The sequence below is a fragment of the Janibacter zhaoxuefangae genome, from assembly GCF_050271985.1.
Lineage (GTDB): Bacteria > Actinomycetota > Actinomycetes > Actinomycetales > Dermatophilaceae.
Genome location: NZ_CP189849.1, coordinates 404,904 through 424,947, shown reverse-complemented (window position 1 = coordinate 424,947; position 20,044 = coordinate 404,904). Strand labels below are relative to the sequence as shown.

General features: G+C 72.1%; 22 protein-coding genes. 3 read left to right on the top strand and 19 right to left on the bottom strand.

Going from position 1 to position 20,044, the window contains the following annotated elements; translation table 11 throughout:
- Window position 1: 1 nt before the first annotated feature.
- The 10 genes from ACQBAS_RS02050 to ACQBAS_RS02005 all read right to left on the bottom strand — a co-directional run bounded on the left by ACQBAS_RS02050 (window position 2) and on the right by ACQBAS_RS02005 (window position 9,719).
- Complete coding sequence (locus tag ACQBAS_RS02050) at window positions 2-1,639, bottom strand: uroporphyrinogen-III synthase (RefSeq protein ID WP_427384679.1); 1,638 nt, start codon at window positions 1,637-1,639, stop codon at window positions 2-4.
- Entirely contained in the window at window positions 1,636-2,688 is a 1,053-nt protein-coding gene (hemC, locus tag ACQBAS_RS02045; protein WP_427384678.1) for a hydroxymethylbilane synthase, read from the bottom strand. The genes ACQBAS_RS02050 and hemC overlap by 4 nt, the downstream gene beginning before the upstream one ends.
- Window positions 2,685-4,013, bottom strand: a complete 1,329-nt coding sequence (locus ACQBAS_RS02040) for a glutamyl-tRNA reductase (RefSeq protein ID WP_427384677.1) — start codon at window positions 4,011-4,013, stop codon at window positions 2,685-2,687. The genes hemC and ACQBAS_RS02040 overlap by 4 nt, the downstream gene beginning before the upstream one ends.
- Window positions 4,010-4,681 (bottom strand): redox-sensing transcriptional repressor Rex, encoded by a 672-nt coding sequence (locus ACQBAS_RS02035; protein ID WP_427384676.1) that lies wholly within the window; start codon window positions 4,679-4,681, stop codon window positions 4,010-4,012. Before ACQBAS_RS02035 ends, ACQBAS_RS02040 begins: the two co-directional genes overlap by 4 nt.
- A gap of 153 nt (window positions 4,682-4,834) precedes the next feature.
- On the bottom strand, window positions 4,835-5,110 hold the full coding sequence (locus ACQBAS_RS02030; protein ID WP_427384675.1) for a glutaredoxin family protein: 276 nt from the start codon (window positions 5,108-5,110) through the stop codon (window positions 4,835-4,837).
- A complete protein-coding gene (locus ACQBAS_RS02025; RefSeq protein WP_427384674.1) occupies window positions 5,110-6,669 on the bottom strand; it encodes a 1-acyl-sn-glycerol-3-phosphate acyltransferase in 1,560 nt (519 codons plus the stop codon). The genes ACQBAS_RS02030 and ACQBAS_RS02025 overlap by 1 nt, the downstream gene beginning before the upstream one ends.
- Window positions 6,669-7,727 carry an NAD-dependent epimerase/dehydratase family protein gene (locus ACQBAS_RS02020; protein ID WP_427384673.1) on the bottom strand — a complete coding sequence of 353 codons (1,059 nt, stop codon included), beginning with the start codon at window positions 7,725-7,727 and terminating at the stop codon, window positions 6,669-6,671. The genes ACQBAS_RS02025 and ACQBAS_RS02020 overlap by 1 nt, the downstream gene beginning before the upstream one ends.
- A 138-nt stretch (window positions 7,728-7,865) precedes the next feature.
- Window positions 7,866-7,964, bottom strand: coding sequence for a 30S ribosomal protein bS22 (locus tag ACQBAS_RS02015; protein ID WP_003792170.1), 99 nt, complete (start codon window positions 7,962-7,964; stop codon window positions 7,866-7,868).
- A gap of 188 nt (window positions 7,965-8,152) precedes the next feature.
- The gene (locus ACQBAS_RS02010) at window positions 8,153-8,353 is read right to left on the bottom strand and encodes a helix-turn-helix domain-containing protein (RefSeq protein ID WP_427384672.1); all 201 of its coding nucleotides are present in this window, start codon (window positions 8,351-8,353) and stop codon (window positions 8,153-8,155) included.
- A 175-nt stretch (window positions 8,354-8,528) separates the two neighbouring features.
- Entirely contained in the window at window positions 8,529-9,719 is a 1,191-nt protein-coding gene (locus ACQBAS_RS02005; protein WP_427384671.1) for an acetoin utilization protein AcuC, read from the bottom strand.
- Between the two features lie 68 nt (window positions 9,720-9,787).
- Here ACQBAS_RS02005 and ACQBAS_RS02000 point away from each other — a divergent pair, with 68 nt between their 5' ends.
- The gene (locus ACQBAS_RS02000) at window positions 9,788-10,459 is read left to right on the top strand and encodes a potassium channel family protein (RefSeq protein ID WP_427385561.1); all 672 of its coding nucleotides are present in this window, start codon (window positions 9,788-9,790) and stop codon (window positions 10,457-10,459) included.
- A 45-nt stretch (window positions 10,460-10,504) separates the two neighbouring features.
- Here the strand turns inward: ACQBAS_RS02000 and ACQBAS_RS01995 are convergent, their stop codons facing one another.
- The 9 genes from ACQBAS_RS01995 to ACQBAS_RS01955 form a co-directional block, all read right to left on the bottom strand.
- The gene (locus ACQBAS_RS01995) at window positions 10,505-11,017 is read right to left on the bottom strand and encodes a GNAT family N-acetyltransferase (protein WP_427384670.1); all 513 of its coding nucleotides are present in this window, start codon (window positions 11,015-11,017) and stop codon (window positions 10,505-10,507) included.
- Window positions 11,018-11,086: 69 nt separating this feature from the next.
- Window positions 11,087-11,596: a GNAT family N-acetyltransferase gene (locus ACQBAS_RS01990; RefSeq protein WP_427384669.1), complete on the bottom strand. Its 510-nt coding sequence runs from the start codon at window positions 11,594-11,596 to the stop codon at window positions 11,087-11,089.
- Window positions 11,589-12,386 carry a pyrroline-5-carboxylate reductase gene (proC, locus tag ACQBAS_RS01985; RefSeq protein WP_427384668.1) on the bottom strand — a complete coding sequence of 266 codons (798 nt, stop codon included), beginning with the start codon at window positions 12,384-12,386 and terminating at the stop codon, window positions 11,589-11,591. Before proC ends, ACQBAS_RS01990 begins: the two co-directional genes overlap by 8 nt.
- A gap of 28 nt (window positions 12,387-12,414) precedes the next feature.
- Complete coding sequence (locus ACQBAS_RS01980; RefSeq protein WP_427384667.1) at window positions 12,415-13,359, bottom strand: proline dehydrogenase family protein; 945 nt, start codon at window positions 13,357-13,359, stop codon at window positions 12,415-12,417.
- A 60-nt stretch (window positions 13,360-13,419) separates the two neighbouring features.
- On the bottom strand, window positions 13,420-14,400 hold the full coding sequence (locus ACQBAS_RS01975; RefSeq protein ID WP_427384666.1) for a diacylglycerol/lipid kinase family protein: 981 nt from the start codon (window positions 14,398-14,400) through the stop codon (window positions 13,420-13,422).
- A 70-nt stretch (window positions 14,401-14,470) separates the two neighbouring features.
- Window positions 14,471-15,205 (bottom strand): ABC transporter permease, encoded by a 735-nt coding sequence (locus ACQBAS_RS01970; RefSeq protein ID WP_427384665.1) that lies wholly within the window; start codon window positions 15,203-15,205, stop codon window positions 14,471-14,473.
- Window positions 15,202-15,942, bottom strand: coding sequence for an ABC transporter ATP-binding protein (locus ACQBAS_RS01965; protein ID WP_427384664.1), 741 nt, complete (start codon window positions 15,940-15,942; stop codon window positions 15,202-15,204). Before ACQBAS_RS01965 ends, ACQBAS_RS01970 begins: the two co-directional genes overlap by 4 nt.
- Window positions 15,939-16,751, bottom strand: coding sequence for a sugar phosphate isomerase/epimerase family protein (locus ACQBAS_RS01960; protein WP_427384663.1), 813 nt, complete (start codon window positions 16,749-16,751; stop codon window positions 15,939-15,941). The genes ACQBAS_RS01965 and ACQBAS_RS01960 overlap by 4 nt, the downstream gene beginning before the upstream one ends.
- A gap of 24 nt (window positions 16,752-16,775) precedes the next feature.
- Window positions 16,776-17,747, bottom strand: a complete 972-nt coding sequence (locus tag ACQBAS_RS01955) for a Ppx/GppA family phosphatase (RefSeq protein WP_427384662.1) — start codon at window positions 17,745-17,747, stop codon at window positions 16,776-16,778.
- A 41-nt stretch (window positions 17,748-17,788) separates the two neighbouring features.
- Here ACQBAS_RS01955 and ACQBAS_RS01950 point away from each other — a divergent pair, with 41 nt between their 5' ends.
- Together ACQBAS_RS01950 and radA are read left to right on the top strand one after the other, a co-directional pair.
- The gene (locus tag ACQBAS_RS01950; RefSeq protein WP_427384660.1) at window positions 17,789-18,577 is read left to right on the top strand and encodes a hypothetical protein; all 789 of its coding nucleotides are present in this window, start codon (window positions 17,789-17,791) and stop codon (window positions 18,575-18,577) included.
- Window positions 18,578-18,635: 58 nt separating this feature from the next.
- Window positions 18,636-20,012: a DNA repair protein RadA gene (gene radA / locus ACQBAS_RS01945; protein WP_427384659.1), complete on the top strand. Its 1,377-nt coding sequence runs from the start codon at window positions 18,636-18,638 to the stop codon at window positions 20,010-20,012.
- Window positions 20,013-20,044 lie beyond the last annotated feature (32 nt).

Below are 20,044 nucleotides of genomic sequence, written 5' to 3'. Positions count from 1 at the left end.
CTCAGCCCTTCGCCTTGCGTCGGGCGCCGCCCTTGCGCTGGAGGCTCGGACGGACGACCTCGGTGCCCGTCTCCCGCGCCTCCGAGGCGAGGAACCGGCCGTGCTCGGCCAGCGCGTCGACGAGGGCATCGCTCGTGGCCTCCGGCGCGAGGACGTCGACCCGCAGGCCGTGCTCCTCCGCCGTCTTGGCCGTGGCCGTCCCGATGCACGCGACGACCGTCTGCGGGTGCGGCTTGCCCGCGATCCCGACGAGGTTGCGCACCGTGGAGCTCGACGTGAAGACGACCGCGTCGAAGGCGCCGCCCTTGATCGCCTCGCGGACGGGTGCCGCCGGCGGCGCCGCACGCACCGTGCGGTAGGCGGTGACGTCGTCGACCTCCCAGCCCATCTCCTGCAGCCCGGCGACGAGCGTGTCGGTCGCGATGTCGGCGCGCGGCAGGAAGACCCGGTTGATCGGGTCGAGCACCTCGTCGTACGGCGGCCAGTCCTCGAGCAGCCCCTTGGCCGACATCTCGCCGGACGGCACGAGGTCGGGGTTGATCCCCCACTCGCGCAGCGCCTCGGCGGTGACGCCACCGACCGCGGCGATCTTGAGACCGGAGAAGGCGCGCGCGTCGAGGCCGAACTCCTCGAACTTCTCGCGCACGGCACGCACGGCGTTGGCGGAGGTGAAGCCGACCCACTCGTAGCGGCCGGTCACGAGGCCCTTGACGGCGCGCTCCATCTGCTGGGGGGTGCGCGGCGGCTCGACGCTGATCGTCGGCACGACGTCGGCCGTGGCACCGAAGGAGGCGAGTCGGTCGACCGTGGCGCCGGCCTGGTCCTTCGTGCGGGGCACGAGGACGCGCCAGCCGAAGAGCGGCTTCGTCTCGTACCAGGACAGGTCACCGCGCAGGTCCACCGTGGGACCGACGATGGCCAGCGTCGGGGCCTCCATGCGCTCGGCGAGCGCCGCGGCCTCGGCCAGCGTGGTCGTCCAGGTCGCCTGGGAGGTGGTGGTCCCCTTCTCCGTCAGGGCCACCGGGGTGTCCCCGGCGCGGCCGACGCGCAGCAACTCGGTGAGGCCCTGCGCGAGCGCCTCGGCGTTGCCCAGGAGCACGGCGGTGACCTTGTCGGACAGACAGCCGGAGAAGTCGGCGCGGTGGCCACCGCCGAGGCTGACGATGTGAACCCCGCCGGACTTGGCGGTCGTCAGCGGCACGCCCGCGTAGGCGGGGACGGCCGACGCGGCGCTGACGCCGGGCACGATGTCGAACTCGATGCCCGCCTTCGTCAGGGCGAGGGCCTCCTCGGCCAGACCGTTGAAGGTCGACGGGTCGCCATCCATGAGCCGGACGACGAGGCCGCCGGGGGCCGACTTCGCGGCCTTGACGAGCACCTTGGCGCGGCTGGCGTGGGTGAGGGTCTGGCCGTGCTCGCCGTGGCCGGCATCGATGATCTCGACGCCCTCGCGGGCGAAGGGTGCCAGCACGTCCTCCCGGCTGAACTGGTCCAGGACGACGACGTCCGCGGCACGCAGCCGCTCGACCGCGCCGATGGTCAGCAGAGAGTGGTCGCCGGGACCGGCGCCGACGAAGGCCACGTGCGCGACCTTCGCTCGGGAGATGGGGTTCGAGGGGGTGGTCCTGCGGGAGCTCACTGGGCACTCTCTTCGGCAGTGGGGTGATCGGCGGATGCGGCGAAGGCGGCGGGCGGCTGCTGACCGCCCGCCCCGGATGGGACGCCGGATGGTCGAGTGGGTTCGTCGGCGGCCACTGCCGCATCCGGCCTGGCCGCGGCGATGAGGCCGGCGGCCCCGTCGTCGATGAGCAGGTCCGCGAGGCGGCGACCGAGGTCCGCGGCGTCGGCCACGGCTCCGGTCAAGGAGCGGCGGACGTCCGAGGACCCATCCGTCGCGGAGGCGACCGCGCGCAGGCTCAGCTCGGGTCCGTCCACGCCTTCGACGACCTCGGCGAGCGCGCCGACGGGCGCGGCGCAGCCGGCCTCCAGTCGGGCGAGCAGGGCCCGCTCGGCCTCGACGCAGGCGCGGGTGTCGGCGTCGTCGATCCGGGCGAGCAGAGCCCGCACGGCGTCATCGTCGGCGCGGCACTCGACCGCGAGAGCACCCTGGCCGGGGGCAGGCAGGACCTGGATGGGGTCGAGGCTCTCGGTGATCTCGTCGGCGCGACCGAGGCGGGAGAGCCCGGCACGGGCGAGGACGACCGCGTCGAGCTCACCCGAGCGCACGCGCGTGATCCGAGAGTCGACGTTGCCGCGCAGGTCCTGGAAGGTGAGCCCGAGTCCGAGCGCCGCGAGCTGCGCGCGCCGGCGGGGCGAACCCGTCCCGACGACGGCCCCCGCGGGCAGCTCCCCGAGGGTGAGGCCGTCCCGCGCCACGAGGGCATCCCGGGGGTCTTCGCGCGGCGGCACGGCCGCGACGACCAGCCCGTCCTCGGGGGTGGTCGGGAGATCCTTGAGCGAGTGCACGGCGAGGTCGATCTCACCGCGGTGGAGGGCCTGGCGCAGGGCGCTCGCGAAGACGCCCACCCCGCCGAGGCTCGCGAGGCTGGCGGTCGACACGTCGCCCTCGGTGACGATCTCGACGAGCTCGACCTCGTGACCGAGCGCGCGCAGCATGTCCGCGACGTGACCGGACTGGGTCGTCGCGAGGAGGCTGCGCCGCGTGCCCAGGCGCAGTGCGGCACTCATGACGCGTCCTTCGTCGGGGCCGGCAGCCGGGAGGAGTTCAGGTCCTCGGGCGTGAGGTTGAAGAGCTCGTTGATGGCGTCGGCGTAGTGGTTGATGGAGCCGTCGGCCGCCATCTCCTTCACACGCACGGTCGGCGTGTGGAGCAGCTTCTCGACGATCCGGTGCACGGCCAGCTTGACCTCGTCGCGGTCCTCCTGACGAAGGTGCGGGGTGCGCTGATCGAGTCGGTCCAGCTCACGGTTGACCACGCTCTGGGCGCGGGCCCGCAGCGCCGTCACGGTGGGCACGACGCGGTCGACGGCGCGCGCCTCGAGGTAGGTCGCGACCTCCTGGGTGACGAGGGCGTGTGCCGCCTCGACCTCCGGCGCCGTCTCGACGCCGGCGAGGTCCTCGCCGAGCTCGCGCAGCCCCGAGCGCTCGACGCCGCGCAAGCTGGCGACCTCGGGGGCGATGTCGTGGGGCAGGGCGAGGTCGAGGTAGTGCTGGGGGCGACCACCGCGGGCGACCTGCGCGTCGCCGGCGAGCGTCAGGTCGACGACGAGGCCGGTCGAGCCGGTGCACGAGATCACGACGTCCGCATCGGTGAGCGCCTGCGGGAGCTCCTCGATCGGCCGGGCCTGCACGCCGAGTCGGTCCGCGAGGGTGACGGCGCGGGAGTGGGTGCGGTTGACGATGGTCAGGGAGGCCACGCCCGCCCTCAGCGCCGTCTGGGCGGCGAGGGAACTCATGCCGCCGGCGCCGACCACGAGGACGTGGCGATGGGTGAGGTCGCGCTGGTCCTCCTCCGGCGTCGCCACGCTCCGCGCGGCGCGCGCGAGACCCGTCTCGACGAGGCTGCGGCTGACCGAGTCGATGCCCGTCTCGGTGTGCACCTTCTTGCCCACCCGCAGCGCGTGCTGGATCAGACCGTTGAGGACTCCCCCGACGTCACCGCGGTCCTGGCCCTCGACGAGCGCCGTCCGCAGCTGACCGAGGATCTGGGCCTCGCCGACCGCCATCGAGTCGAGACCCGCCGCGACCGAGAAGGCGTGCGAGACGACGCCATCCTCGTAGGCGAGGAAGATGTGCTCGGCCAGGGCCTCCCGGTCGACGCCGGTGGTCTCGATGAGGGCGTCGGTGAGGTCGTCGACGCCACCGTGGAAGGTCGAGACGTCGGCGTAGAGCTCGGTGCGGTTGCACGTCGAGACGACGAGGCTCTCCCGCACGTGGTCGCTGGCGCGGAGCTGGTCGGCGAGCAGCCCGCGGCGCTGCGCGTCGAGCGCCGCGCGCTCGAGGAGGTCGATCGGGGCGGCGTGGTGGCTGAGGCCGAGGACGACGAGGCTCATCGGGCCACCTCCTCGACCGGCGCGGCCGACTTCCGCTGCTCGTGGAAGGCGAGGATCTGCAGCTCGGTCGACAAGTCGACCTTGCGCACCTCGACCCCCGCGGGCACGGACAGGACACAGGGGGCGAAGTTGAGCACCGAACCGACGCCCGCCTCGACGAGGGCGTCGCAGACGACCTGGGCGGAGGCGGCAGGCGTCGTGATGACACCGATGGAGACGCGTCCCGCGTCCGCGAGCTCGGACAGGACGGACATCGGCTGGACGGTGAGGGCACCGATCTTCTCGCCGATGACGGACTCGTCGCGGTCGAGCAGGGCGACGATCTGGAAGCCGCGCGTGGCGAAGCCGCTGTAGTCGGCCAGCGCCCGCCCGAGGTTGCCCATGCCGATGATGACGACGGGCCAGTCCTGGGTGAGGCCGAGTTCGCGGGAGATCTCGAGGCTGAGGTTGGCCACGTCATAGCCGACACCGCGCACACCGTAGGAGCCGAGCTGGCTGAGGTCCTTGCGCAGCTTGGCCGACCGGACGCCGGAGACCTCGGCGAGTTCCTCCGAGGACACGGAGGAAATGCCTTGGGACGCAAGGGAATTCAGAGCCCGCAGATATCCGGGAAGTCGAGCCACGGTCGCATCCGGGATCCCCCGTCGGACGTTGGGCTCGACAGTCACTGGCGCGTGGCTCCTCTCACGGGGACCTCGCCACAGGCGGCGACGAGACCGGCACGACGCCGCCCAGAGTACGCGCTTGTGAAGGGATGCACAAAGTCGCTACCACACCGTGAACGGCAGACCCGGCAGGGGTCGCTCAGGCCTGCGTGTCGATCAACGAAGGGCGGCCCGCAGCCGCTCCGGGTCTACTCGCCAGTAGTCGTGTTGCCGCCCGTCGACGAAGGTCACCGGGATGAGTTCGGCGTAGCGCTCGAGCAACTCCGGGTCGTCGAGCACGTTGACCTCCTCGACGCTCGCGCCGGTCTCCCGGGCGACGCCGTCGACGATCTCGCGGGCCACCTCGCAGAGGTGACACCCCGGCTTCGTCACGAGGGAGATCCGCGCCGTCGGGGTCCAGCCGCCGGCCTCGCTCTGCGCCCCGGCGCCCATCAGAAGAAGGTCGATCGACGGGACATGAGCAGGCTGTAGAGCGTCTGCTGGATCGTCTCGCGCACCTGGTCGGTGAGGTCGAAGACGAGCATCGGGTCGTCGGCGGCCTCGGCGCCCATGGACGCGGTGTCGACCGGCGCCCCGAACTCGATGATCCACTTGCTCGGCAGAGGGATGAGACCGAGCGGACCCAGCAGGGGGAAGGTCGGCGTGATCGGCACGTAGGGCAGGCCGAAGAGCCGTGCGAGCGACCGCAGGTTCCCGATCATCGGGTAGATCTCCTCGGCCCCCACGACGGAACACGGGATGATCGGGACTCCCGAGCGCAGCGCCGCGGACACGAACCCGCCGCGACCGAACCGCTGCAGCTTGTAGCGCTCGCGGAACGGCTTGCCGACGCCCTTGAAGCCTTCGGGCCAGACGCCCACGAGTTCGCCGCTGCTCAGCAGGCGCTCGGCATCCGGGTTGGTGGCCAGCGTCGCACCCGTCTTGCGCGCCACGTCGCCGACGACGGGCAGGCTGAAGACGAGGTCCGCGCCGAGCATGCGCAGGAAGCGGTGCTGCGGGTGCTCGTCATGGATGGCCAGCTGGACCATGAGCGAATCGAGGGCGACGGTGCCCGAGTGGTTGGAGACGATCAGGGCCCCGCCGTCGGACGGGATGTTCTCGATGCCCCGGACCTCGATGTGGAACCAGTGGCGGTAGAGCGGCCGCATCAGCGGGAAGAAGGCCTCGTTCGTGAAGTCGCGATCGAAGCCGAACTCGTCCACCTCGTAGTCGCCGGTGAGGCGCCGACGCAGGAAGGCGAGCAGGGCCGCAATCTGGCGCTCGGCCTCGTCCGTGGACCACCCGATCGAGGACGCCGCCATCCGCAGGCTGGCGATGAGGACCTGGACCATGTCGCCCCCGTCGGTCGCCAACGACGCCGTCGTCGAGGCGGGCCGCAGCGGCTCGGGCCGGTAACCGCTCGCCGACGAGCGGTCGGGACGCTGCGCCGTGACCGGGGCGGACGGCGCCGACGTGGCGGGTGCGTCGGGCACCACGCTCAGCGGACGGTCGACCGCGGGCTTCGCGCTCCGCCGGGCGCGAGCGACCTTCGCCGGGGCCGGACGGCGCTCAGTCGCGGAGCGCGTGCGCCGCGCCGCGCCGGAGGTGGCGGCGGTGCGCTTGGTGGCCACCGGGGTCGCCCGAGGAGAAGGTCGGTGCGACTTCGCGGCGGGTGCCGCCGTCGTGGCTGCGGGCGCGGTCGGCCCGGAAGCCGGCGCGGCCTGCTCCGCCGCCTTCGAGGCCGTCTCCGCGAGCAGTGGGGTGTGGGCGCGGCGGGCTCGCTCGCCGGAGGCGCGGGCCGCACCGGCAGCGAAGGCACCCCTCGTCGCCACCTTCTTGGTCGTGCCCTTGCCGGCTGCCGCCTTCTGGGCCGCGGTGGCCTTCGTCGCAGCGGCCGCCTTCGGCGTGGCGGCCTTCTTGGTCGTGGACTTCTTGGCCGCGGTCGCCTTCGTCGCGGCGCTCTTCCTGGCCGCGGGCGTGGGCGCGGCGACCGTCTTCTTGCTGGTGGCCATCAATCCTCACTCCTCGAGGGCAGCAACTCCGTGACGGCGTGCAGGGCGCTCCCCGCGGCGCCGAGGGCTGCGCTGCCGGCCGCGCTCGATGCACTGCGCCACACCGGCACGGGGATGTGACGGGCGAAGTCGAGGAAGGCGCCGCGCGTGGTGAACTCGGGTTCATAGCCCAGCACCGTGCGCATCCGCGTGGTCTCGATCCCCCGCCCGAAGGTCAGCAACTTGATCTGGTCGGACGTGTAGCCGATGACCCCGGCACGGGCGAGCATCTGGCTGATGAGCGCAGACGACTGTGGGGGCACCCGGACGTGGGCACGGCCGGCGAGCGCCGCGGCCTGACTGACGGTGATGACCCCGTCGCCGGCGACGTTGACGACCCCCACACCCTCGGACACGCGGGCGGCCCGGTGGAGCGCCCCGACGCAGTCCTTCTCGTGGACGAACTGGAGCCGGGCGTCGTAGCCGAAGGGGATCGGGACCACCGGCAGCGAGTAGTAGTCCGTGAAGGCCGTCCGGATCTCGGGCCCGATGACGTTGGCGAACCGGAGAATCGAGACGCCCAGATCGGGGCGGCGGCGGCTGAACCCACGCACGTAGCCCTCGACCTCGACCGAGTCCTTGCCGAAGCCGGAGGTCGGCAGGCGCCGCGCGCTCATGTCCTCGGTGAACATGGCTGGGTCCTTGGGGCTCGACCCGTAGACCCCCGCCGTCGACTTCACGACGATGTGCCGCAGCGTGGTCGACTTCTGACAGGCGGCCAGGAGCTGCATCGTCCCGATGACGTTGATCTCCTTCTGCGCCGTCCGGCTGGCACCGCCCGCCTGCGTGGCGATGACGCTCATGTGCACGACGGTGTCGACCCCAGCGGCGTCCATGATCCGGCCGATCATGGGGCTGCGGATGTCGGCCCGGACGAACTCGGCCCGTCCGATGCTGTGCGGCGGCGGGACCACGTCCACACCGATGATCCGCCCGACCGACTCATCCGTGGAGAGGCGTCGCGCGAAGGCGCCGCCGAGGTGGCGGGACACGCCGGTGATGAGGACCACGTCGGCCATGGGCATCCTCTCGATCGGTTCCGCGCAGGAATCGCCGCCGGCGAGCGCCAGCGAGAGGCAGCCTAGTGTCCCTGGCCCGCGGACGACGGAAGGCCCCGCACTCTCGTGCGGGGCCTTCCGTTCAGTCGCGAGGACCGATCACTTCTTGTTGCGGCGCTGGTGACGCGTCTTGCGAAGCAGCTTGCGGTGCTTCTTCTTCGCCATGCGCTTACGACGCTTCTTGATGACAGAACCCATGTGACGTCCTTCAGTATGCGGTCAGTTACTCGGCAGTGACACGAGCAACGCACCACTGGCAACAGTCAGAGGGACATGCTAGCCGCCTCGACCCCACGGCCCAAAACGCACCCCCGCCATGTCGTCCCAACGAGAGCAGGCGCCGACCCCATCGAGGGGGTCGGCGCCTGCCTGGAACTCGTCCGCGCTCAGGCGGTGTCGACGTAGGAGGTCCGCAGGTACTTGTCGACGGCATCCTCCGGCACCCGGAACGACCGGCCCACCCGGACAGCGGGGAGCTCTCCGGCGTGAACCATGCGGTACACGGTCATCTTCGACACACGCATGATCGAGGCGACCTCGGCGACGGTCAGGAACCGCACTTCGGCGAGCTGACGCTCAGTGGACATGAATGGACCTCGATCTTCCGCACCGTCGCATCGCCGGCTTCCCCTCCGGCGGACATCTACGACGACACTGGAGGTAACCATAGGGGCTGCTGTGACTTGTGGGAAGTGGGTGGAGCAAGTTGTTCCACCCAAGTCCAGCCGACACGCCGGAGGCCACCCCGCCGACTGAATCCGATCAGTCGAACCAGATGTCCAGGCCGAGGTGCGGGAAGACGGCCTCGCGCGTCGCGACGATGGCGCGATCGGCCTCGGAGTGGGGGTTGAAGCCCATCTCCCACGGCTGGACCCAGATCGGCAGGTCACCCTCGGCGAGCTCGCCCATGGTGGCCGGCCCCTCCTTCCCGAGGTGGGTCTCGACGTGGTCGAGCCACTCCTGTGGGATGGACGTCGCCGGGGAGACCGGGGTGTGCCCGGCGATGCCGACGAGGTGTGCCCAGACGCGCGGCACGACGCTGACCAGTTCGTAGCCGCCGCCCCCGACCGCGACCCAGCGACCGTCGGACACCTCGTGCGAGAGGCGGTGGATCACGTCGGCTGCGGCGCGCTGGCCGTCGACGCTGATCTGCAGGTGCGCCAACGGGTCCTGACTGTGGGAGTCGCAGCCGTGCTGGCTGACGATCACCTGCGGCTTGAAGGCGCGGACGGCAGGCACGATGCTCGCGCTGAGGGCCCGCAACCACGCCGAGTCACGCACCCCCGGCGGGAGGGCGACGTTGACGACGGACCCCTCGGCGCCGCTCCCGCCAACCTCGGTCGGCCAGCCCGTGCCGGGGTAGAGCGCGCGTCCGTTCTCGTGCATCGAGGCCGTCAGCACTCGAGGGTCGTCCCAGAAGTAGGCCTCGACGCCGTCCCCGTGGTGGACGTCGATGTCGATGTAGGCCACCCGCTCGAATCCGCTGTCCAGCAGTTCTCGGATCCCGGCGGCGATGTCGTTGTAGACACAGAAGCCACCGGCACGCCCGGGCATCGCGTGGTGCATGCCTCCGGTGAAGTTCACCGAGTGCAGGTTCTGGCCCGAGGCGACTCGGCGGCAGGACTCGAGCGTTCCTCCGACGATGCGGGCGCTCGCCTCGTGCATCCCGAGGAAGGCGGGCACGTCCTCCGTGCCGAGCCCGAAGGCCGCGTCGGCGACCCCGGGGTCCTCCGAGGCGGCCCGGACGGCGGCGACGAAGGCCGGGTCGTGCAGCTGCGTGAGGTAGGCGTTGCTCGGCAGCGCCGGGTCGATGACGTCGACGTCGTCGAGGATCCCGAGGGCAGAGCAGAGCCGCTGGGTGAGATCCAGCCGCAGCGGTGCCATGGGGTGTCCGGGTCCGAAGTTGTACTTGAGGAAGTCGGCACCCCACACCACGCTCGTCCTTGAGACCATGGCCGCACGCTACCTGCCGACTAGGGTCGGTGAAGCAACCACTCGTCATGCAGACCGCCGGAGCCACGATGATCAGCAAGAACCGCCTCTACGACGACGACGTCCTCGTCATCGGCCTCGGCCGTTTCGGCGGCGCGGCCGCGATCGAGCTCACCCGACTCGGGCACCGCGTCGTCGCCCTCGAGAAGAACCCGGTGCTGGCCGAGCAGTTCCTCGGGCGGGTGACGAAGGTGATCCAGGCCGACGCCACCCAGGTCCACATCCTCGAGGAGATCAAGGCTCGTCAGTTCAAGCTGGCCGTCGTCGGCATCGGCTCGTCGATCGAGGCGTCGGTCCTCGCGGCCGTCAACCTCGTCGACGCCGGGGTGCCGGTCATCTGGGCCAAGGCGCTCACCCCCGAGCACGCGCGGATCCTCACCCGGATCGGCGTCCACCACATCGTCCGTCCCGAGGCCGAGTCGGGCAAGCGCGTCGCACACCTCGTCAACGGCAAGCTGCAGGACTACATCGAGTTCGACGACGGCTTCGCGATCGTCAAGATGCGACCGCCGCAGGAGGCGATCGGTTTCACGTTGGCGCAGAGCGAGATCCGCAGCAAGTACGGCGTGACGATCGTGGGGGTCAAGGCCCCGGGGTCCGACTTCACCTACGCCAAGCCGGAGACGAAGGTCGCCCCGCACGACACGCTCATCGTGTCGGGGCCGACCGAACTCATCGAACGGCTCGCGGCCCGTCCCTGAGCGACAGGCCGGGTCCGCCAACCGCAGGGTTCGCCAACCGCAGCGTCAGCCGCGGTCCTCGCCGAGGGCGAGGATCATCGCGACCTCTTCCTCGTCGCCGTCGCCGTCGCGCACCCGCATGGGTCGCCGATCGTCCGTGGGGCGGAAGCCGAAGCTCGAGGCGAAGGCCACGGCCCGCCCGTTGTCCGAGCCGACCCAGTAGGCGAGGCGCTCGAGCCCCGCGTTGTGGGCTTCCTCCGCGCCGCGACGCACGAGCGTGGCGGCCACGCTCTTGCCGCGCCACTCGGGGTGGACCCACAGGCCGAAGAGCTCGGCCGTGCGGTCCTCCTCGACGTCGGTCCGGCCGATGCTGACGACGCCGACGGGGGCCTTGTCCACCTGTGCCAGGAGCCGCTGGGAGCGGGCCATCCGGGTGCGCCAGAGATCCTCGTCGTAGGCGGCCTCCTCGTCGACGGTGGCCACGAAGGCCTCCGGGGACTCCCGCAGCGCCGCAAGACGCACGTCACGGTAGGTCTCCCACTCGTCCTCGGTCAGGGCGCGCACGGTGATGTCAGCCATGGCCCTACTCTCCCACGCGGACCCGACGTCCGGGAGTGCGGCCACCAGACGTTCACTCGTGGGGTGCTCTCAACCGTCCAGTGCGAGCGCCATCTCGAGCTCGCTCACGTTGCACGAGTGCGGCAGGACCCCGACCCGCCCGGTCGGGCGGAACCCCAACCGCCGATAGAAGGCGGCCGCCCGGGTGTTCTGCTCCGCCACGTCGAGCAGCACCCGGCGCAGCCCGAGGCCGCGAGCGTGGAGGACGGCGGCGTCCACGAGAGCCGCGGCCGCGGGCCCGCCCCGGGCGTGCGCGGCCACCCACATCCCGACGAGGACGATCTCGTCGGCGGGCACCTCCTCGGGGCGGAAGAGAGTCACGCTGCCGACCGGCAGGTCGCCGCTGCGGGCCATCCAGGTGAGCCCCGCCGCGCGTTCGCGCCATGTGGCCTCCGTGAACGCGGCCTCGCGGGCATACGTGCTCCCGAAGGCCAGCGGGGTGTCGAGCAGCATGGACAACCGGACCGCCCGCAGGTCACGCCAGGCCTCCGGTGACGTCCGGGCGACCGTGAGGTCCGGGGTGGGTGCGGCCTCAGTCACCGGACAGCTCCGCGGAGCGACGCGCGGCGGCGCCCACGGCGGCGGCGAAGGCGGACCGGACGCCGTGCGCATCGAGCTGGGCGAGGCCGGCGGCCGTGGTGCCACCCGGCGAGGTGACCTGCTCGCGCAGCAGGCTCGGGTGCTGGCCGGACTCCCGGAGCAACGTCGCCGCCCCGAGCACCGTCTGGACCGTCAGTTCGGTGGCGACGTCGCGGGGCAGGCCCTGGCCCACCCCGGCCTCGATCATCGCCTCGATGACGTGGAAGACGTACGCCGGTCCGGAGCCGGAGACACCCGTGACGGCGTCCTGCTGCGACTCCGGCACGACGACCGCCCGTCCCGACCCGGACACGAGCTCCGTCGCCTCGGCGAGGCGCTCGTCGGGGCAGGCGCTGCCGGGGCTCAGGGCGAACATGCCCTGGCCGACGAGGGCGGGGGTGTTGGGCATGATCCGGACGACGGCCGTGCCCGGGCGCAGCGCCCCTTCGAGCGTCGCCGTCGTGATCCCGGCGGCGAAGGACAGCACCAGGGCGTCGTCGCGCAGCTCATCCGCGATGTCCTCCAGCAGCGGGACGACGTCGTACGGCTTGACGACGACGAGGACGATGTCGGCCTCGCGGGCCGCCTCCGCCTGGTCGAGGACGCGCACGCCGAAGCGCTCACGGAGCTCGTCGGCGCGCCCGGCACGCTTCTCCGTGATGACGACGTCTGCCGCGTCCCGACCGTCGAGGAGCCCCGCGAGCAGGGCCTCCCCCATCGCGCCGGCTCCATAGAGTGCCACCGTTCCCATGTCTGCTCCTTCGTCGTTCGTGGTCTCGTCAGCGGCCCGTGGCGAGTGCCCGGGCGAAGTAGGCCGCGGTGACGGGGCGCTCGGCGACGCGGCGGGCCAGGTAGCCGTACCACTGGTCACCGAAGGGCACGAGGACGCGCACCCGCTTCCCCGCGTCGGCCAGGCGCCGCTGCGCGTCATCACGGATGCCACAGAGCATCTGGTACTCGACGGCATCCTGGCGCTCGTGGTGATCGGCGAGCGCCGTGACCACCTCGAGCAGTCGCGGCTCGTGTGTCGCGATCATCGGGGTCCCGCGGCCCGCGACGAGGAGGCGGGCGCACCGCACGAAGGCGAGCTGCGCCTCGTTGTCGTCCCGCCACGCGACGGAGCGCGGTTCCAGGCTCTCGCCGACCATGAGCCGCACCCGCGAGCCCTCTCCGACGAGATCGGCGCAGTCGGCCTCGCTGCGGTGCAGCTGGGCCTGGACGGTGACCCCGATGCCGGGGAAGTCGGGCCGTAACGCCTCCGCGAGCGCGAACATCCCGTCCGTGCTCGTGTGGTCGGCGGCGTCGAGGGTCACGCCCGCCCCCGCACCCTGCGCGGCCCCACAGATGGTCCGTGCGTGGTCCAGGGCGATCCGGTCCCCATCGCGCAGGCCGGCCCCGAGCGCGGCCGGCGACAGCGAGACCTCCGCCCAGCCCCCTTCGGACAGCCCCTGCGCCGACAGCTCGGCGAGCACGGCCACGGCCTCGTCCCGCGTGGCCGCGGCCGACTCGGCCGTGGTCGGGCCGTAGTCGAGGTGACGCACCGTCACCCTGCGGTTGGTCAGGCGAAGTCGGGCCGCGACATCGACCGCGTCGCTCGCGTCCGGCCCCGGCACGAATCGCGTCGCGACCTCACGAGCCTGCGTGGACTGCACGACGTGGCGGCGCACGATCTCGTTGCGGGACAACCGCGTGACGGCGTCACGGGCGCGGTCACCGAGGGCCACGGGCACTCCTTCGTCGGGTCCGGCCAGCCTAGTGGGAGCAGCAGGATCGCCCTCGACGCGTCAGTCCATCGGCGGGTGGCTGAGCAGGAAGACCCCCGGGCGCACGACCCACGTGCGTTCGGTGACGGGGTCGCTCAACTCGCCGTCCGCGTTGACCCGGAAGTGGCCCTCGAGGGCGCGCACGCGCACGTGCCGCACCCGCTCCAGCCGCACGTCGGGCAGCTCGGTGTGGCGACCTTCGCGCATCTTGGCGCCGTAGCGCAGGCGGGCCAGCGGGCCGACCGCCTCGGAGAGGACGAGGTCCGCGCGGCCGTCGGAGGGCAGCGCCTCGGGCGCCAGCTCGGTCCCACCACCGACCGAGCGCCCGTTGGCGAGCCCCAGTTGGAGGATCGGGGTCGAGCCGTCGGAGAGGATCTCGCCGTCGGCCACGACCTCGAGGCGCCATCCCGTCGCGGACACCGCGGCCCCCAACGCGCCGATGCCGTAGCCGAGGGCGCCGAGCCCGACCTTGCCCAGGACCGCCTTCCAGGGTCGAGCCTTGGCGTTGGCGTCCGCCCCGATCCCGACGTGCACGGCGTTGACGACGACGTGACCCTCGTCGTCGACGATGAGGTCGACGGGGGTCGGTTCGTGGGCCAGCAGGGCCTCGGCGGCCTCCACCGGGTCGAGCGGGATGCCCACCGCCCGGGCGAAGTCATTGCCCGTGCCGAGCGGGATGAGGCCGAGCACCGGTGGGCGCGGCACCTCCGAGGTGTCCGTGGCGGCGTGCTCGGCCGGGCCGACCCGCTCCGCCGCGAGGTGGTCACCGAAGGCGCCGAGGTCGGCGAGGCAGGCGATGGCCGCGTGCAGCGAGCCGTCACCGCCGGCGATGACGACCTCCCGGTCGCCCACCTCCTGCAGGATGGACCGGAGTTCGTCGAGATCGCTGGTGGCCGCGGTGTCGACCTCGGCGTCGCGGCGCAGTCGGGTCACGGCCGCCTCGATGGAGTCGGCGTCCGAACTGCCGGCGTCGGCATTGGTGATGACGAGGAGATGGCGCACGCGCCCACCGTAGGCGCTCGCGAGGCGCACGGACATCGGGTCGCGGCGTCGATCACGCGGCGACCGGCGCTCAGTCCGTGCGGCGACGCAGCGTCAGGCTGCCGAGGGCCAGCGCGACGGCGATCCAGGCGGCCATCACCGCGAGGTTGGTGCCGATCTCGGGAAGGGGGTCGGTCAGCTGCGTGACCTGCTGCATCGCATCGACGGCGTGCGACAGTGGCAGGACGTCGGAGAGCACCTCGAGCACCCCCGGGAGCCGGTCGCGCGGTACGAGCAGGCCGCACAGGAGGAACTGCGGCAGCACGAAGGCCGGCATCATCTGCACCGCCTGGAACTCGGTCCGCGCGAAGCCGCTCGCGAGCAGCCCGAGCGCCGTCCCGAGGACGGCGTCGACGACGGCCACGAGCCACAGCACCCACGGCGGTCCCGCCACGTCGAGGCCGAAGGCCCAGAGGGCGAATCCGGTCGTCACGAGCGCCTGGACGACGGCCATGAAACCGAAGGCGAGGGCGTAGCCGAACATGAAGTCCCCCTTCGCCATCGGGGTCGTCAGAAGCCGCTCCAACGTGCCCGACATGCGCTCGCGCAGGGTCGCGACCGACGTCACGATGAACATCACGACGAAGGGGAAGACGCCCAGGAGAGCCGCGCCGATCCGGTCGAAGACGGGGGTGTCGGCGAAGATCCACGCGAGCAGGCCCATGAGCACGACCGGGACGACGAGCATGAGGGCGACGGTGCGGTGGTCGCGCCGGATCTGCCGGAGGATCCGGGCGGTGGTGGCGAGGGTGCGCCGCGGCGTCATGAGGCGCCCGCCTCGTGGCCCTCGATGAGCGCGAGGAAGGCACGCTCGGGGTCGATGGCGCCGGTGCGGTCGAGCAGCTCGGTGGGGGTGAGATCGGCGAGGACGTCACCGTGGCGCAGGAGGATCAGGCGATCGCAGCGGGTCGCCTCGTCCATCACGTGACTGGACACGAGCAGGGTGCGGCCAGCGGCCGCGAGCCGACCGAAGAGGGCCCACAGGTCACGGCGCAGGACGGGATCGAGTCCCACGGTCGGCTCGTCGAGGACGAGCAGATCCGGCTGGCCGACGAGGGCGGCGGCGAGGGCGACGCGGCTGCGCTGGCCCCCGGAGAGCCGGTCGACCAGATCATGCGCCGCAGCGGTGAGGTCGACCTCCGCGACCGCGGCCGCCGCCGCGCGATCCGGGTCGGCGAGGCCGAGCATCCGGGCGACGTAACGGACATTCTCGAGGACGGTGAGGTCCCCGTAGACGCTCGGCGACTGGGTCACATAGGCGACGCGGCGACGCAGCGTCGGCGACCCGGCAGGCTCGCCGAGGACCGTGATGGTGCCGCCGGCCACGATCTGCACGCCGACGATGCTGCGGATGACCGTGGACTTGCCGCTGCCGCTGGGCCCGAGCAGCCCCACGACCGACCCCGTCGGCACGACGAGATCGAGGTCGGGGATGACCGTGCGACCACCGCGGATGACGCGCAGCCCCTCGATCACGACGGCCGGCGGCGGGGTGAGCGTCATGGCGTCGTCGCCGGCGCCCCAAGGTGGGCGCGGGCAAAGTCGAGCGACTCGCGCAGGTCCCCTTCGCGCGACTCGGACACGAGCTTGCGGGTGCCGACCTCGAGGACGACCGCCCCGTCGAACCCGCTCTCGGTGAGGTGCGCCAACACCTCCGCGCACGGCTGCGTCCCGCGACCCGGGACGAGGTGCTCGTCCTTGAGCGTCGCGCCCGAGCCGTCGGCCAGGTGGATGTGGGCGAGGCGCGACCCGAGACGACGGACCATGTCGAGGGCGTCCGACCCGGCGGTGGCCGTGTGCGACAGGTCGATCGTCACGTTGTCATAGGGCTGCTCCACCGGATCCCAGTGCGGCAGGTAGGCCTGCATCTCGCCGCGGCCCGCCTTCCACGGGAACATGTTCTCGACGGCGATCCGGATGCCGGAGTCGTGCTCACGCAGCGCGACCCCCTCGACGAAGGTGCGGGCGTAATCGCGCTGCCACCGGAAGGGCGGGTGCGCCACGACCGTCTTCGCGCCGACGTCGTGGGCCAGCTCGATGGACTTGTCGATCTTGGTCCACGGGTCGTTGCCCCAGACCCGCTGCGTGAGCAGCAGCGTCGGGGCGTGGATCGAGACCACGGGCAGGCCATGATGCTCGGACAAGGCCCTCAGCGCGCCGGCCTCCTGGGTGACCGGATCGGTCCAGACCATGACCTCGATGCCGTCGTAGCCGAGGCGGCCGGCGATGGCGAAGGCGGTCGCCGTCGACTGCGGGTACACGGAGGCCGTGGACAGGGCGACCGGGATGGGTCGGGGAGTCGCATCAGCCATGTCCGTGAGCGTATCCCCGAGCCGTCAGCTCGCGTCGACCTGCGGCATGTCGATGACGTCGAGACCCGGGTCGTCGATGGTGTCGAGGCGACGCAGGATGACGCCCTCGCGCAGCGCCCACGGGCAGATCTCGAGCTGGTCGACGCCGAGCAGGTCCATGGCCGCCTCGGCGACGATGGCCCCGGCGAGGCTCTGCTGCGCACGGGTCGCCGACACCCCGGGGATCTGCGCGCGCTCGCTGGCCGTCATCCCCGCGATCCGACGGATCACCTCGGAGACGTCGTTCTTGCGCAGGACGCGCGGCACGTAGGGGCCGTCGCTGCTCGGCGCCGCACCGGCGATCCGGGCCAGGGAACGGAAGGTCTTCGAGGTGCCGACGACCCGGTCGGGCGGGCCGACCTTCGTGATCGGACGCACGGAGGCCGCGATCGCGGCCCGGACCTCACGTCGGGCGGAGCGGATCTGCTCGGGCGTCGGCGGGTCCCCCTGCAGCAGTTCGCGGGTCAGGCGACCGGCTCCCAGCGGGAGACTGACGGCGACGTCGGGGTCCTCGTCCATGCCGACGGCGAGCTCGAGCGAGCCGCCGCCGATGTCCATGACGAGCAGCGTGCCGGAGGACCAGCCGAACCAGCGGCGCACGGCGAGGAAGGTCAGGCGCGACTCGGACTCGCCCGTGAGGACACGCAGTTCGACGCCGGTCTGCTCACGCACGGCGGCCAGGACGGCGTCGCCGTTGGGGGCCTCGCGGATGGCGCTCGTCGCGAAGGCGAGCGTCTCCTCGACGCCCTGGTCCTCGGCGATCTGGGTGCACTCGGCCACGAACTGGATCAGCTCGTCGCGGACGGTGTCGGAGATGAGGCCGGCCTCGGTGACCCGCTCCGACAGGCGCAACTCGACCTTGTGGCCGGCGGCGGGGAGGGGCTGCGCGCCGAAGTGGGCATCGACCACGAGGAGGTGCACGGTGTTGGAGCCGACGTCGATGACTCCAAGGCGCATGGCGCAGACGATATCGCGCCAACGACACGTAGGCTGACGCGGTGCCCGAGACCCCGCTGACGATCCCCCGCACCTGGGCCGAGTTCCAGGACCCCGCGGATGCCGGCCAGCGCTTCCGCTGCGACCTCACGTGGCTCACGTCCAACTGGACCTGCATCTTCGGCAACGGCTGCGCGGGCATCGACGCCGACCGGCCGGACGACGGCTGCTGCACCCTCGGGGCCCACTTCACCGACAAGGACGACCTCGAGCGCGTCAAGAAGGTCGCGAAGGGGCTCGGCCCGGACGAGTGGCAGCTGCACCCGGGCACGACCAAGCCCTCGGCGTGGACCGAGAAGGAGGACGGCGCGACCAAGACGAAGGTCGTGGACGGCGCCTGCATCTTCCTCAACCGACCAGGCTTCCCTGCCGGTGCCGGCTGCGCGCTCCACCAGCACGCCATGAGCACCGGGGTCGAGCCACACACCGTCAAGCCGGACGTCTGCTGGCAGCTGCCGATCCGCCGCTCGTACCGCACCGTCGAACTGCCGGACGACACGTCCTACCTCGAGGTGAGCATCGGGGAGTACGACCGCCGCGGTTGGGGACCGGGCGGCCACGACCTCGACTGGTACTGCTCCTCGAACTCGGACGCGCACGTGGGCGCGGACCCGGTCTACGTCAGCGAGCGAGGCGGGCTGACCGAGCTCATGGGGAAGGCGGCCTACGACATCCTCGCCGAGCACTGCGAGGCCCACCTGGCCGCCGCGGCCGCCGTCGCCGAGCACGGTCCTCGCCGACTGCTGCCGCTCTACGTCCACCCCGCGACGCTGCTGGCGCGGGGCGACTGAGCCAGCCCCCTTCGGGCTGGGTCACCGGCTGTCGGTCCCGGCGCCTACGTTGTCCCGCATGGCTACCAAGACGACCCGCGCCGCCGGCTACCGCTGCACCGAGTGCGGGTGGACGGCTGCGAAGTGGGTCGGCCGGTGCGGGGAGTGCCAGGCGTGGGGGACGGTGACGGAGACGGGGGCCACGGTCGTCCGGACGACGACGGCAACCCGTCCCGACCGTCCCGCCGTGCCGATCGGCGAGGTCTCCGGCGAGACGGCGACGGCCCGCACGACGGGCGTGGCCGAGTTCGACCGCGTCCTCGGGGGTGGCCTCGTGCCCGGCTCCGTCGTGCTCGTGGCGGGCGAGCCCGGCATCGGCAAGTCGACGCTGCTGCTCGACGTCGCGGGGCGGGCCGGTGCGGGAGGGCGCCGCGTGCTCTACGTCAGCGGGGAGGAGTCGGCCGCCCAGGTGCGCGGGCGGGCCGAGCGGATCGGGGCCGTCAGCGACGGGCTCTACCTCGCGGCGGAGACGGACCTCGCGACGGTGCTCGGCCAGATCGAGCAGGTTGAGCCCGACCTCGTCGTCGTCGATTCCGTGCAGACCGTGGCCAGTGCTGCCGTCGACGGGTCCGCCGGCAACGTGAGTCAGGTGCGCGAGGTCGCGGCCTCGCTCATCCAGGTGGCGAAGTCCCGCGGGATCGCCATGCTGCTCGTCGGTCACGTGACGAAGGAGGGCTCGATCGCCGGACCGCGCGTTCTCGAGCACCTCGTCGATGTCGTCGTCCAGTTCGAGGGCGATCGGCACACCCGGCTCCGCCTCGTGCGCGCCGTCAAGAACCGCTACGGCCCGACCGACGAGGTCGGCTGCTTCGACCTGCACGACGCGGGCATCGAGGGGCTCACCGACCCGAGCGGGCTCTTCCTCTCCAGTCGGTCGGTGCACGTGCCGGGGACGTGCGTGACGGTGACCCTCGAGGGGCGGCGGCCGCTCGTGACCGAGGTCCAGGCGCTGGTCACCCCGTCGTCGGCGCCCAACCCACGCCGGGCCACCCACGGGGTCGACTCGTCGCGGATGGCGATGATGATCGCGGTGCTGCAGCGGCGGGCTGGGCTGAAGATCGGCCCCTCGGACACCTTCGTCTCGACGGTCGGCGGTGTGCGCCTGAGCGAGCCGGCCAGCGACCTCGCCATCGCGCTGGCCCTGGCCAGCGCCGTCCACGACGTCGCCATCCCCCGCGGGGTCATCGCCGTCGGGGAGGTCGGGCTCTCGGGTGAGATCCGGCCGGCAACCGGCGTGGCACGCCGACTGTCGGAGGCGCACCGGCTGGGGTTCACGACCGCTTTGGTGCCGGTCGGGGCCACCCGTGACGGGGCTCCTCCCGCGGGGTTGCGGGTCCTCGAGGTGCCCAGCGTGTCGGCCGCGGCGGCCCACGCCTTCCCGGAGCTCCTGGGCTGACGTCGACGGACTCCGGGCAACCCGTGCACTCC

Coding starts and splice junctions, on each gene's coding strand:
- hemC (WP_427384678.1), bottom strand. CDS start 2,688: ATGAGTGCCGCACTGCGCCTGGGCACGCGGCGCAGCCTCCTCGCGACG.
- ACQBAS_RS02040 (WP_427384677.1), bottom strand. CDS start 4,013: ATGAGCCTCGTCGTCCTCGGCCTCAGCCACCACGCCGCCCCGATCGAC.
- ACQBAS_RS02030 (WP_427384675.1), bottom strand. CDS start 5,110: ATGGGCGCCGGGGCGCAGAGCGAGGCCGGCGGCTGGACCCCGACGGCG.
- ACQBAS_RS02025 (WP_427384674.1), bottom strand. CDS start 6,669: ATGGCCACCAGCAAGAAGACGGTCGCCGCGCCCACGCCCGCGGCCAGG.
- ACQBAS_RS02020 (WP_427384673.1), bottom strand. CDS start 7,727: ATGGCCGACGTGGTCCTCATCACCGGCGTGTCCCGCCACCTCGGCGGC.
- ACQBAS_RS02015 (WP_003792170.1), bottom strand. CDS start 7,964: ATGGGTTCTGTCATCAAGAAGCGTCGTAAGCGCATGGCGAAGAAGAAG.
- ACQBAS_RS02010 (WP_427384672.1), bottom strand. CDS start 8,353: ATGTCCACTGAGCGTCAGCTCGCCGAAGTGCGGTTCCTGACCGTCGCC.
- ACQBAS_RS02005 (WP_427384671.1), bottom strand. CDS start 9,719: ATGGTCTCAAGGACGAGCGTGGTGTGGGGTGCCGACTTCCTCAAGTAC.
- ACQBAS_RS02000 (WP_427385561.1), top strand. CDS start 9,788: ATGATCAGCAAGAACCGCCTCTACGACGACGACGTCCTCGTCATCGGC.
- ACQBAS_RS01995 (WP_427384670.1), bottom strand. CDS start 11,017: ATGGCTGACATCACCGTGCGCGCCCTGACCGAGGACGAGTGGGAGACC.
- proC (WP_427384668.1), bottom strand. CDS start 12,386: ATGGGAACGGTGGCACTCTATGGAGCCGGCGCGATGGGGGAGGCCCTG.
- ACQBAS_RS01970 (WP_427384665.1), bottom strand. CDS start 15,205: ATGACGCCGCGGCGCACCCTCGCCACCACCGCCCGGATCCTCCGGCAG.
- ACQBAS_RS01965 (WP_427384664.1), bottom strand. CDS start 15,942: ATGACGCTCACCCCGCCGCCGGCCGTCGTGATCGAGGGGCTGCGCGTC.
- ACQBAS_RS01960 (WP_427384663.1), bottom strand. CDS start 16,751: ATGGCTGATGCGACTCCCCGACCCATCCCGGTCGCCCTGTCCACGGCC.
- ACQBAS_RS01955 (WP_427384662.1), bottom strand. CDS start 17,747: ATGCGCCTTGGAGTCATCGACGTCGGCTCCAACACCGTGCACCTCCTC.
- radA (WP_427384659.1), top strand. CDS start 18,636: ATGGCTACCAAGACGACCCGCGCCGCCGGCTACCGCTGCACCGAGTGC.